We start from the raw sequence: 13,750 nt of genomic DNA on the forward strand, positions 1-13,750 counted from the left end.
AGAGAGAGAAGAATGAAAACGTACCGAACGCTGCTATTTGACATTGATAATACGCTTTTAGATTTTAACGCAGCCGAAGAGCAGGCTTTACAGCTTCTTTTTGCTAACCACGATATTCCGCTGACTGAGGAAAGCAAAAAACGTTATAGCTTGATAAACCAGGGGTTATGGACAGCTTTTGAAGAAAATAAAATAAGCCGTGAGCAAGTTGTAAATACTCGCTTTTCTACTCTATGTAAAGAATATGGAATAGAAAAAGACGGAAAGCTGCTTGAAGTAGAGTACCGAACGTATTTGAACAATGGTCATCAGCTAATTGACGGAGCAATTGAGGTAATTAAAAACCTGAGCTGTCACTATGAGTTATATGTTGTTACAAATGGCGTATCGGCTACGCAATATAAGCGCCTTCAGGACTCGGGTCTATATCCTTATTTTAAAGAAGTATTTGTTTCAGAAGATACGGGCTTTCAAAAACCTATGAAGGAATATTTTGATTATATTTTTTCACGTATAAAAGAGCTATCCGTACATGAAACATTAATTGTTGGAGATTCTTTGAGTGCAGACATTCAAGGCGGGCAGCTAGCGGGTATTGACACGTGCTGGTTTAATCCTCAGGAAAAAAAGAATGATACAAATTGGAATTCAACCTATGAAATAGGAAGGCTTCAAGAGCTTTATGACCTGCTGAACGTAAATAATGAAGTAGCTTCGGTACAAGTGTAAAAGTGTATAAACGTTAGAGAACGCAAAAAGTGCTAACCTTTTTTTAAAACAAAAAGGGTTGGCGCTTTTTCTATTTTATGGCTTTCAAAGGCTTAAAATACGCTAGGGATATTGGTCTATAAATAGGATGGCTAAAGTAATCAATACAAATTTAAACAGTTTTATCACAAAAGCAATAGGGTATTTTACCAATATCCCAGATAAAGTAAGTAACTAGGAGGTCATAAAAGATGATTAATGGAAAAAGTTTATCTCGTTCAGGAAAGAGTTCATATAGAAGAGAAACAGCGGTTGGAAAAACAGGAATGGTAGCCAGTGCTCATCCAATTGCAACAGACGCCGGAGAACAGGTGCTAAGAGCTGGAGGCAATGCAATTGATGCAGCAATTGCCGTTCAGTTTGGGCTCAACGTTGGAGAACCGATGATGACCGGTATTGGAGGCAGCGGCTTTTTTATGGTATACCACAATGAAAGCAAAACAACTAAAATTTTTGACGGTCATTCGCAGGCTCCTAAAGCAGCTTATCCTGAAATGTTTCTTGATGAAAATAAAGAAGTTATTCCGTTTAGAAAGCGTTCTACTCATGCAACAGCAATTGGAATTCCAGGGATTTTAAAGGCGATGGAAGCAGCCCGTAAAGAGTATGGAACAAAACCCCTTGCAGAATTGATTGAACCGGCTGCCAAAGCAGCAGAAGCAGGTGTGGAAACAAACTGGGTTCTTGGAGATATTTTAAAAACATATGCCTACCGACTAGGAGAACATGCTAAGCAGCTATATTCTCCAAACGGCAAGCCGATACAAGAAGGAGATATGATTAATAAAAAAGATCTTGCTAAAACATTTCGCATTCTTCAGGAAAAAGGTATCGAGGCTTTTTATGAAGGTGAAATTGCAGAAGCCATTATTTCAACGATCAAAGAGCACGGCGGTTTTATGGAACTGTCGGATTTGAAAGAATACCAGATTAAGATCGATGAGCCCGTGTGGGGAGATTATAAAGGATACCGAATTGCTTCTTCCAACATGCCTAGTGCAGGAGGAGCCACCGTGCTGCAAATCTTAAAGCTATTAGAAGACTTTGATGTGTCTCAGTACGACGTGAAATCTTGGGAAAAGTATTATTTGTTTGCAGAGGCTATGCGCATTGCATTTTCAGATAAAATTGCATTCTCTGGAGATCCAGCCTACAGTGACATTCCATTAAAAGGGCTTTTAAATGACGAATATATAAAGGAACGTCAAAAATTAATTAATTGGAAGCATAAAAATGAGAAAGTTGATTTTGGCAACCCGTGGGATTATGAGAAAGGCCAAAAAGTGAACGTTGTGCGTCAGCCTTATGAACCTGAACGTGAGCTTAGTGAAACAACTCACTTCACGGTAGTTGACCGCTGGGGCAATATTGTCGCTTGTACATCGACTGTGGAACATCCTTTTGGTACAGGAATTATGGTTAAAGACCATGGATTTTTACTCAACAACGAGCTTACTGATTTTGATGCTGTTCCTGGAGGGTTAAATCAAGCGGATGCAGGAAAGCGTCCGGTTAGCTGTAAAAGTCCCACCATCGTTTTTAAAGACAGTGAACCTGTACTCACTTTAGGGTCTCCAGGCGGACCAACGATTGTAGGGTCTGTGTTTCAAACGCTTATGAATGTCTTAGACTATGGGATGGATATAAAAGAAGCGATTGAAGAACCAAGAATTTTTAATAGTACAGGATCACTTATCGGTTGGGAAGCCGGAGTGGATATGAATGCCAAAGGAGAGCTAGAAGCCATGGGGTTTAATTTTGGAGATGAGCCATTCCCAATCGGAAATGTTCAAGGTATTCAAATTGATAAAGAAAACGGCCGTTTATTTGGAGCAGCTGATTCCAGCCGTGAAGGAAAAGCGACTGGCTTAGACTCTTAATATTTAAAAAATGCATTATACGCTCTCTCTTTTGTAAAAAGGGAGAGCGTATAATGCATTAAAAAAGATAAAAATAAGTAGGTAAAAAGAAGGAAAATTTTTTTCTGAAAACATACTTTAGACCTTTATTATTATCAGCCTAATCTTCAGAAAGGAAAAAGAATAGAACGTTTTCATGTCCGGATAATAAAAAAAGGTACTAATTTTTCAAGAGATTGAGGAAAACGAAATGATCGGAAAGTATAAAAAACGGAATAGCGTTTTCAATGCTGGAAAGATAAAGTGTTTAATCATGTAGAAAGTATAAAACGCAACGTCTGGAAATCGTGGTTTGAAATGTAAAAAAGCCGTCCACTTTTGTTGGAAAAACGGTTACATAAAAAAGGCTCTTACACGTAAACTTTGGTCCTAGTTACAGCTCAATGAAAAAGATGAAAATGAGAAATAGCTACATTTGGCATGTTTGACTTTCGTCATTTATCCAAGTAATCTTTTGGTTGAACGGAACCGGTTCTGTTTTCGGATTTTTGATAGCTAATTGAATTAATAAATTTATATTCTTTACTAACACAAAAGGAGAAAACATATGAAAATGAAACGAGTTGCTAAGCATACAACTGCTGCTACATTGGCTGCAGCCCTACTAGTAGGCGGGGGATATCAAACATTTGCTAAAGGAAATGACAGCAAAGACTTTAATAATAGCTACGGAATTTCGCATATTACTCGCGATAATATGGTGAAAATTCCACAGCAGCAAAACAGTGATCAGTTTAAAGTTCCTGCTTTTGATGAATCAACTATTAAAAACATTGCTTCTGCTAAGGGAAAAGATGCATCGGGAAATACAATTGACTTAGATGTATGGGACAGCTGGCCATTACAAAACGCTGACGGAACAGTGGCGACTTATCATGGATATCAAATTGTGTTTGCCCTAGCAGGTGATCCAAAAGATTCGAATGACACGTCTGTTTATATTTTTTATAAAAAAGCTGGAGACAAATCTATTGACAGCTGGAAAAACGCTGGAAGAGTGTTTAAAGACAGCGATAAATTCGTTCCGAATGACCCGCATCTTAAAAATCAAACACAAGAATGGTCTGGTTCTGCCACGTTAACAAAAGATGGTAAAGTTCGTTTATTCTATACGGATTATTCAGGTAAACAATACGGAAAACAAACGTTAACGACAGCTCAAGTAAACATGTCACAGCCCAACGATAATACGTTAAAAGTTGATGGAGTAGAAGATTACAAGTCAATCTTTGACGGTGACGGAAAGATTTATCAAACGGTTCAGCAGTTTATTGATGAAGGCGGTTATGACACAGGGGATAACCATACGCTAAGAGATCCTCATTACATAGAAGACAACGGACATAAGTACCTTGTTTTCGAAGCTAACACTGGAACAGAAGATGGCTATCAAGGCGAAGACTCTCTATATAACAGAGCATACTACGGAGGAAACAATCCTTTCTTCCAATCTGAAAAGAAAAAGCTTCTTGAAGGATCTAATAAAGAAAAAGCTTCTTTAGCAAACGGGGCTTTGGGCATTATTGAGTTAAATGATGACTATACGCTTAAAAAAGTAATGAAGCCGCTTATTACTTCAAACACAGTTACAGACGAAATTGAACGTGCAAACATTTTCAAAAAAGATGGAAAATGGTACTTGTTCACTGATTCTCGCGGATCTAAAATGACGATTGATGGAATCGGACAAGATGATGTGTATATGCTAGGCTATGTTTCAAATACGTTAACAGGAAAATATAAGCCTTTAAATGATACGGGATTAGTTCTTCATATGGATTTAGATCCTAATGATAAAACATTTACGTATTCTCACTTTGCTGTACCTCAAACAAAAGGCGATAATGTCGTTATTACAAGCTACATGACAAATAGAGGCTTTTATGAAGACAACCACTCTACATTTGCACCAAGCTTCTTAGTAAATATTGACGGTTCAAAAACATCGGTTGTAAAAGATAGCGTTCTTGAGCAAGGTCAGTTAACAGTGGATGAAAACTAAGTGCTTTGCAATAGCAACAAAAGAAAATGGTGATTGTAATCACCATTTTCTTTTGTTTTATTCGATGTAGACAAAAAAGAGAAAGGCGGGGTTTGTTTGAAGAAAAAAGGTGCTTATAAATGGATAATGCTTGCCGTTCTTTTAGTTGTAATAGCCGGACTCATTATAGCAGGCGTATCCAAAAAAGAGGATACAAAAGATCAAGGAAAAGAAAAAGGGAATAAAAGTGAATCCACTTATCGCCCGGTGTATCACTTTAGCACGCCTGATAAATGGAAAAATGATCCTCAAAAGCCTATTTATTTTGACGGGAAATATCATTACTATTACTTATACAATCATGATTACCCTAAAGGCAACGGGACGGAATGGCGACATGCAACGTCTAAAGATTTGGTTCACTGGAAAGATGAAGGAGTAGCTATTCCAAAGTATACAAATAAAAATGGCGATATATGGTCCGGATCCGTTGTAGAAGATAAAGAGAATACAGCAGGCTTTGGTAAAGGCGCAATTGTAGCGATTATGACCCAGCCTTCTGCTGATGGACAAAAGCAAGAACAGTATCTATGGTATAGTACCGATAGAGGAAAAACCTTTAAATCATATAGCAAAAATCCTATCATGCCTAATCCAGGCACCAAAGATTTTAGAGATCCCAAAGTCATATGGGATAATGAACATGACAAGTGGGTTCTCGTCATGTCAGAAGGTGAAAAAATCGGATTTTATGAATCTTCTAATCTAAAGGATTGGACGTATACGGGAGGATTTGTAACTAAAGATATTGGCATTACCGAATGTCCAGATCTTTTTCAAATGAAGGCAGATGACGGGACAGTTAAGTGGGTTCTCGGGACAAGTGCAAATGGAAAAGAAAGCGGAAAGCCAAACACCTATGCTTATTGGACAGGAAATTACGATGGAACAACATTCACTCCCGATATGGATGAGCCACAATGGCTCGATCATGGCTTTGATTGGTACGGAGCAGTCACGTTTGAAGACGGTAAAAATAAAGGTTCCTTAGAAAAACGCTACGCTTTTGCATGGATGAACAACTGGGATTATCCAGATAAGACGCCAACGATGAAAGAAGGGTTTAACGGCTTCGATTCAGTAACCCGTGAAGTTACGCTTTCAAAACAAGACGACGATCAGTACAGCCTGTTATCAAAGCCTGTTGAAGAATTAAATCAGCTAACTGATTCAACAAACTCTCTTGAACAAGTAGAAGTAAACGGAGAGAAAAAGTTAAAGATAAAAGGTGAAGCTTATCAGCTTGATACAGATATTTCATGGTCAGATGCAGAAAATGTAGGCTTACGACTTCGAGAGTCCGCAGATCAAAAGCGGCACATTGATGTGGGCATTTTTGCAAAAGATAACGTCTCGTATGTGAACAGAAGCTATAGCAATCAGCCTGATCAAAGCAAAAAGTATGTGGAAAGCCGTGATTATTTTGATGCAGGCAAGAAAAATGTTCATTTGAAGATATTGGTAGATAAAACAAGCATTGAAGTCTTTGTTGATGATGGAAAAACCGTGCATTCTAGCGAGGTGTTTCCGCGTCACAACGACCAAGGAATTACGCTTTTCTCTCAAGGAGGAACGGCTCTCTTTAAAAATATAGAAATCAAACATCTTCGCTCCATTCAGTAATTTCCCTACTTTTAAAAAGAAAGAGCAGAATATCGCCTTATTGCGGTTTAGGACTAGGTAGAAAGGGTACATGTCTACTAACAGCAAATGAAAGGGTGTTTATTCAAATGGAAGAGAAAATGAGACAACTAATAGAGGGACTTAATACCGATTTAGCGGGTGAATATTCGGCGGTTATTCAGTACACTTACTATGCGTCTACAGTAACCGGCCTAGAATATCAAATTTTAAAACCTTTCTTTGAAGGAGAAATTCCTGACGAGCAAGGACACGCCCTTTATTTATCAGAAAAAATCAAAAACCTTGGCGGTGAACCAACAACAAAGCCGGCTGAGGTAAAGCACGTTTCAAACGTGACGGAAATGCTTAAAGAAGCGAGCAAGGCTGAAAAAGAAACTATCCAGCGCTACGAAGAGCGTAAAAAGCAAGCCGAAGAGTTAGGGTTAACAGAGCTTGTTGTAAAGCTTGAAGATATGATTGCAGATGAAACAAATCATATGGAAGAAATGGAACGTTTATTAAAAGATCCCCGACTAAGCTAATCATACAAAATTACAAAAAAGCATCCCGTACCAGGTATTACGGGATGCTTTTTTGTAATTTAAAAAGGAAATAAAACATCATGTAAGCATGTTTCTATCAATGAGAGGAAAGTCATATTTTTGAAATTATCTATCGCTTTGAAAAAATTTATAGTAAAATAATTATTTGGCTGCATATGGCAGCAACTATATGCGGGGCATCACATACATATAAAGGTTAAAAGGGTATCCGTATATTGAAACCGCTTTTATCTTCTATAAGAAAAACCATGGTATGCCCGCAGTTGCAAGGAGAGAGAAAGATGAGGAAACGAATCATGACAGCGCTGCTGCTTGTCACTGTTTTAGCTGCAATGGAAGGAACCATTGTCAGTACGGCTGTTCCAAGAATTACAAGTGATTTGTCGGGCATTGAGCTAGTTAGTTGGGTATATGCCATTTATATGCTGACAACTGCTGTATCTACACCTATATACGGAAAGTTAGCGGATCTATTCGGCCGCAAAAAAGTTATGCTTGTTGGAATCATTATTTTCTTAATTGGATCGATACTTTGCGGACTTAGCTTTTCAATGCAGCAATTAATTGTCTATAGAGCTATCCAAGGGCTAGGCGCCGGGGTCGTTATGCCGCTTACAATGATTATTATTGGCGATTTGTATGAAGAAGCAAAAGAAAGAGCCAAAGCGCAAGGGTGGATTAGCGCAGTTTGGGGAGTTGCGGGAGTTCTCGGGCCTCTTCTTGGGGGATTCTTAGTGGATACGCTGTCTTGGCGCTATATTTTCTTTTTAAATATACCGTTTGGACTAATGGCTTTTTTTGTTCTTTTAGTAAACTATAAAGAAGAAGTGGTAAAAGAAAAACGCTATATCGATTATATTGGAGCGGTGACGTTTTCAGTGGGAACAATTGCGTTTTTATATGCGCTTTTAACCGGAAGTCAGCATCAAAACTGGGGAGATCTCACCATTATAGGGTTATTTGTTCTAGCTGTTCTAACATTCATTGGCTTTATTTATATAGAAAAGAAATCTCCCGAACCTCTTATCCCGCTTGAACTGTTTTCCATTCGAAGTGTATCTGTTATAAACTTATTAACACTTCTTGTGGGATCAGTAGTTATTAGTATTACGGTCTACCTTCCAATTTGGAGTCAAGGAGTGCTGGGGAAAAGTGCAACCGCTGCTGGTTTTGTATTAATGCCTATGCCAGTATGCTGGACGATTGGTTCACTGCTTTCAGGGAATTTAGTAGGGCGTCTTAAAACGCACTCCATCCTTACGCTGGGCACGGCAATTGTAAGTACGGCTTGTTTTATGCTGTTTTTAGTTTCCACCCACTCACCCGTATTTTTAATTTATGTAGCCGTTGGGGTCCTTGGGTTAGGAATGGGTATTATTACGCCTATTTTTATGCTAGTTATTCAATCAGCGGTCCCGGCTAGCAAAAGAGGAGTAGCGGTGGCTCTTAATACGTTTACAAATACATTTAGTCAAACGCTAGGTTCTGCGGTGTTTGGTACAATCTTTAACTTAGTGACACTTTCACAAGCAAAGAAATTAGGGCAAGAAAATTTAAATGCTTCGTTTGAGACAGGTGGAGTACCAGCAGAAGAACTGTCAAAGCTGCATGAAATTCTTGCATCGGGTGTTCACATTATTTACAGTGGAACGTTTTTAGCTGCATTACTAAGCTTTGCTGTTTCATGCTTATTAGTAAAAAACGAACATAAAAAAATAAAGACCATATCTATGCAAAAGTAACGGAAGAGGCTGTTACAAAAGTATTTTAGTTGAAGGACCATCCGAACGAGTTTGATTAAGAACCAAACTCGTTCGGATTTTTTTATGGGTATGGTGAAGGTAGGTTTCATGTATGTGGCTGCTTCTAGCTGTTGATTGGATTGATTTCGTTATATATCAGTCTCTTCCTTAAAAGAATTATCAAAGAAAGAAAATAAAAAAGATATTGTCTGATAACGTTCCCGTAAACTCATTCATAATAAGAAAGATTCTTATCAATGCAGAAAATTTTTTATTTTTTGTTTTTTTAGTATGGACATTTACCTAGTTGTTTATTATTATGAATTCTATAAGCATTGAATTTTAAGCGCTTTCAAAAGAAACATTTGTCTTTCTCAGGAATACACTTGATTTTCAACTCATATACTGTAAGTGCTTAGATTAATCTTTTAATGGGGAAAAGAGAAGTTTATAAGACGTGTTGAACAACAATGAGGGGGTATGGAAGATGACAAGCAGACGTTTAAAAGAATTCTTGAATAATAATTTAGAAGATTTAAAAGATAAAGGATTATACAATGTCATTAATCCGGTAGAGGGGCCAAACGGACCTGTGATTCAAATTGAGGGAAAGCAATTAATTAATTTATCATCCAACAATTATTTGGGTCTTGCTACAGACGAGAGGCTTATTAATGCGTGCAACGAAGCCACTGAAAAATACGGAGTGGGGGCTGGAGCTGTCCGAACGATTAATGGAACTCTAGATATTCATATTAAGCTAGAGGAAAAGCTAGCCGAGTTTAAGCATACAGAAGCAGCTATAGCTTATCAGTCTGGCTTTAACTGTAATATGGCAGCCATCTCCGCGGTTATGGATAAACATGATGCGATTTTATCAGATGAGCTGAATCACGCTTCAATTATTGACGGATGCCGGCTATCAAAAGCAAAAATTATTCCTTTTAAGCATTCAGATATGGAAGATCTTCGTGCAAAAGCAGGCGAAGCACAAAAATCCGGTTTATATAATAAAATAATGGTAATTACCGATGGTGTATTCTCAATGGATGGAGACATTGCTAAGCTTCCGGAAATTGTAGAAATCGCAGAGGAATTTGACTTAATCACATACGTAGATGATGCTCACGGGTCGGGCGTATTAGGGAACGGCATGGGCACAGTCAAACATTTTGGCTTATCTGAAAAAGTAGACTTCCAGATTGGAACATTATCAAAAGCGATTGGAGCTGTAGGTGGGTACGTGGCCGGAAAAAAAGACTTAATCGACTGGTTAAAAGTAAGAAGTCGTCCGTTTTTGTTTTCGACTGCTATTACACCAGGCACGGCTGCTGCCTGTATGAAAGCAATTGAAATCCTAAGCACAAGTACAGAACTGCAGCAGCAAATGTGGGAAAACAGCCGGTATTTAAAGCAAGGATTAAAAGAACTAGGCTTTAACATTGGAGAAAGTGAAACACCTATCACTCCGTGCATCATAGGAGATGAAAACCAAACGCAGATTTTTAGTGAGAGATTAATAGAAGAAGGGGTATACGCTAAATCAATTGTTTTCCCAACCGTTCCAAGAGGGACAGGACGCGTTCGCAATATGCCGACGGCTGCTCATACGAAAGAAATGTTAGATGAAGCACTTCGTATCTACAAAAAGGTAGGCAAGGAAATGAAATTAATCTAAACGTTTAATCTAGGCAGTACACGAGGAGGATATTGACATGAAAAAAGTATTAATAACGGGCTCTTTAGGGCAAATCGGTTCTGAGTTAACGACGAAAATGAGAGAGATATATGGTTCAGAAAATATTATTGCCACTGATATTCGCAAAACGACGAGCGATGTCGTGACTTCAGGTCCATTCGAGATTTTAGATGTAACGGATCAGACTGCGTTATTTACGATCGCTAAAAAGCATAAAGTTGATACGATTATTCACTTGGCTGCGCTGTTATCAGCGACAGCCGAGCAAAAACCGCTTCTAGCTTGGAATCTAAATATGGGCGGATTAGTAAACGCGCTCGAAGCAGCACGTGAGCTTCAGTGTCAATTTTTCACTCCAAGTTCAATTGGTGCATTTGGTCCAACGACTCCAAAAGACTGGACGCCGCAGGATACAATTCAACGTCCTACCACGATGTATGGTGTTAACAAAGTAGCGGGTGAATTACTTTGCGATTACTACCACCATAAATTCGGACTAGATACACGAGGGCTACGTTTTCCAGGCTTAATTTCATACGTAACGCCTCCGGGTGGAGGAACAACGGACTACGCTGTTGAGATTTATTATGAAGCCGTTAAGCATAAGCGATATACCTCTTATATTGACAAAGGAACATATATGGATATGATGTATATGCCTGATGCATTAAATGCTGTTATCCAACTAATGGAAGCAGACGGTTCTAAGCTGAAGCACCGAAATTCATTTAACGTTTCTGCCATGAGCTTTGATCCAGAACAAATGGCGACTGAAATCAGAAAAACGATTCCGGAATTTGTGCTGAATTACCAAGTAGATCCTGTTCGACAAGCAATTGCTGAAAGCTGGCCTAACCATATAGATTCCAGCTGTGCGATGGAAGAGTGGGGATTTAAAGCAGAATATAACCTGGAAAAAATGACGAGAGAGATGCTGGGAAAGTTAAAAGTTGAATCACAGCTTGTCTTAACGTAAGTAGAGAAAAATGATTTCTTCCTTAGAAATAAAGTAAGCGCTTACTAAACGGTGGGTTACTTATTTATGCAAATTCTACTTCGTAAGAGTGGTGGACAGTACACATAGATCTCCTAACCCTTTAAGTGAGCGCTCGTTCGTTGAATAATCAGCACCCTTTTAGGTACCGTCTGTTAAAATAATAAGGGGATAGAAGGGAGGGAATGACAGTTGAGTAATAAATTTCAACAAGTTAATGATTTTTCAATGGGAAGATTAACATCTTTACTCGTTCTTTTACATAATACGGAACTAGCTGAAGGTATTGAAAAGGAAATCAATGAGAGAGGATACAGCTACACAGTAGGAAAAGTGGGAGCGATGGAGCTGTCTAAAGTCGTGGCGGCAATTGAAACGAGCGCCAAGACAAATAAAATTATTAATGCCCAGTCGTACCGGGAAGTTCACGCTCTTTATCATGCTATACTTGAAGCCATTCAAGGAGTTAGTCGAGGAACGCTGCAGCTGGGTGATATTTTACGGACGGTCGGACTCACATTTTCAATCGTACGAGGAAAAATTGAGTTTTCAGGATCAAGCGACGAATGGATTAGCGTTTGTGTGTATGGAACGATAGGTGCGCCTAAAAAAGGTTTTGAACATGATACATTAGGCTTTGGTTTTAACCATATTTAAAAAATAATGAACGAAATAGTATGAATGTAAAAAGTGAGAGATGTACATAGCTGCTTTAAAGAAGATATTTTTCTTATTGAAAGGTTCTGTGCGGCGTGTTAACATAATGATTAATATAATAACTGCCTTTAAGACGGTCCAGAGAGGCCGAAAAGGACGGATCACTTATTTACTGCTTCTATGCCTATCTGTGCCCTTTTGCCCTCTGCGACAAAAGGGCTTTTATGTGTTACTTACCTCTTTTAAACGAAGTCCAGAGAGGCTTCAAAAGAGAATGGAGATATGTTATTTATCCATTCCTTCAAAAAAGAAAGAGCGTTGATACAGAAAGAATACACTGGAGGGTGGAACAACATGAATTATCGTAACAAGACAGTTGTAGCATCAGTAGCAGGTTTGACGTTAGAAGGGATGGACATTATGTTTATCTCGTTTGCTATGTCAATGATTATTGCTGAATTTCACATTGATTTAGCAACAGGTGGACTTATTTCTTCTATTACGAATATAGGAATGCTGATAGGTGGAGTCATCTTCGGAATTTTAGCAGATAAATTTGGAAGAGTGCGGGTTTTTACCTACACGGTTCTTCTATTTGCAGTCGGAACGGCATTGACAGGTTTTGCAGCAAATGTTGAACAAGTGTATGCTTCGCGATTTATTGCCGGAATTGGGGCTGGAGGAGAGTACGGGATCGGTATGGCCCTTGTAGCAGAAGCGTGGCCGAAACATAAGCAAGGACGAGCTTCATCCTATGTTAGTATTGGCGCACAATTTGGAGTGATCCTTGCGGCGCTTTTAAGTTCTCTGATCCTGCCGATTTTCGGATGGAGAGCGCTGTTTTTTGTCGGAATTATCCCCGTCATTTTTGCTTTTATCGTACGAAAAAATTTAAACGAATCTCCTGAGTGGCTACAAGCTCAAAAAGAGAAAACAGCGGTTGTTAAAAATAATGGTAAGCTTCGTCAATTATTCGCTACGCCTAGGACGGCGATGACGACTATTTCGCTGGCAGTGATGGCTACAGTTCAAATTGCAGGCTATAACGGACTCATGATATGGCTTCCGTCTATGCTTCAGCAATCACAAGGCCTCTCTGTTTCAAGTTCAGCTCTTTGGACAATCAGTACAGCCGTTGGAATGATTATAGGCATGCTAACATTTGGTCAATTTATGGATCGTTTTGGTTCGAAACGTACTTTTGGAATCTTTCTTCTCGCTTCAGCGTGTGCGGTATTTTTATACTCGTATGCCGAAGGAAGTGCAGGGCTGCTTATAGGAGGAGCTGTAGTCGGATTTTTCTCAAACGGAATGTTCGCGGGATACGGAGCATTGATCAGCAGCCACTATTCAGTAGAAGTGCGCAGCACTGCAACGAACACTATTTTTAACTTTGGGCGAGCGTTGGGAGGGTTATCACCCATTCTTGTCGGCTATCTTTTGCAAAGCTATGATATGACAGTAGCGATGACGTACTTGGCGGGGCTGTACTGTATTTCGTTTATTTTTATGGTAAGTCTTAAAAGAACGGGAGAAAAGAAAGTGAAACAAATGAACGCTCAATCTGTTCTTTAAAATAAAAGACAGATTCTATGCTTTTCTGGAAAAACCGCGCTTACTCAAAAGGGCGGTTTTTTTGAGTGTATAAAAAATAAGTTCAGGTGTTATATGGTTGTTTCTTTCGGAGATGCTTTATTAACAATGACACATTATCTATAAAAATATTTATGGATAAGCAGATATT

At 38.8% G+C, this 13,750-nt stretch carries 10 protein-coding genes; all 10 read left to right on the top strand.

Annotated features, from left to right (window positions below):
• The first annotated feature begins 12 nt into the window (after positions 1-12).
• The 10 genes from MKY06_RS07800 (at position 13) to MKY06_RS07845 (ending at position 13,581) form a co-directional block, all read left to right on the top strand.
• Complete coding sequence (locus tag MKY06_RS07800; RefSeq protein WP_289912793.1) at positions 13-729, top strand: YjjG family noncanonical pyrimidine nucleotidase; 717 nt, start codon at positions 13-15, stop codon at positions 727-729.
• 230 nt (positions 730-959) lie between these two features.
• Positions 960-2,648, top strand: coding sequence for a gamma-glutamyltransferase (gene ggt, locus MKY06_RS07805; RefSeq protein WP_029324200.1), 1,689 nt, complete (start codon positions 960-962; stop codon positions 2,646-2,648).
• Between the two features lie 586 nt (positions 2,649-3,234).
• Positions 3,235-4,689, top strand: coding sequence for a glycoside hydrolase family 68 protein (locus MKY06_RS07810; RefSeq protein WP_029324202.1), 1,455 nt, complete (start codon positions 3,235-3,237; stop codon positions 4,687-4,689).
• Positions 4,690-4,785: 96 nt separating this feature from the next.
• Positions 4,786-6,351 (top strand): glycoside hydrolase family 32 protein, encoded by a 1,566-nt coding sequence (locus MKY06_RS07815; protein ID WP_420742935.1) that lies wholly within the window; start codon positions 4,786-4,788, stop codon positions 6,349-6,351.
• A 107-nt stretch (positions 6,352-6,458) separates the two neighbouring features.
• Positions 6,459-6,893 carry a ferritin-like domain-containing protein gene (locus MKY06_RS07820; protein ID WP_013056263.1) on the top strand — a complete coding sequence of 145 codons (435 nt, stop codon included), beginning with the start codon at positions 6,459-6,461 and terminating at the stop codon, positions 6,891-6,893.
• A 302-nt stretch (positions 6,894-7,195) separates the two neighbouring features.
• Positions 7,196-8,656 (top strand): MDR family MFS transporter, encoded by a 1,461-nt coding sequence (locus tag MKY06_RS07825; protein ID WP_029324206.1) that lies wholly within the window; start codon positions 7,196-7,198, stop codon positions 8,654-8,656.
• 487 nt (positions 8,657-9,143) lie between these two features.
• The gene (locus MKY06_RS07830) at positions 9,144-10,334 is read left to right on the top strand and encodes a glycine C-acetyltransferase (protein WP_013056265.1); all 1,191 of its coding nucleotides are present in this window, start codon (positions 9,144-9,146) and stop codon (positions 10,332-10,334) included.
• Between the two features lie 37 nt (positions 10,335-10,371).
• On the top strand, positions 10,372-11,331 hold the full coding sequence (locus tag MKY06_RS07835; protein ID WP_029324207.1) for an L-threonine 3-dehydrogenase: 960 nt from the start codon (positions 10,372-10,374) through the stop codon (positions 11,329-11,331).
• Positions 11,332-11,541: 210 nt separating this feature from the next.
• Positions 11,542-12,006 (top strand): hut operon transcriptional regulator HutP, encoded by a 465-nt coding sequence (gene hutP, locus MKY06_RS07840; protein WP_013056267.1) that lies wholly within the window; start codon positions 11,542-11,544, stop codon positions 12,004-12,006.
• A 354-nt stretch (positions 12,007-12,360) separates the two neighbouring features.
• Positions 12,361-13,581: an MFS transporter gene (locus MKY06_RS07845; protein WP_013056268.1), complete on the top strand. Its 1,221-nt coding sequence runs from the start codon at positions 12,361-12,363 to the stop codon at positions 13,579-13,581.
• The last annotated feature ends 169 nt before the right edge of the window (positions 13,582-13,750 follow it).

This window comes from Priestia sp. FSL P4-0332, assembly GCF_038005845.1.
Classification (GTDB): Bacteria; Bacillota; Bacilli; order Bacillales; family Bacillaceae_H; genus Priestia.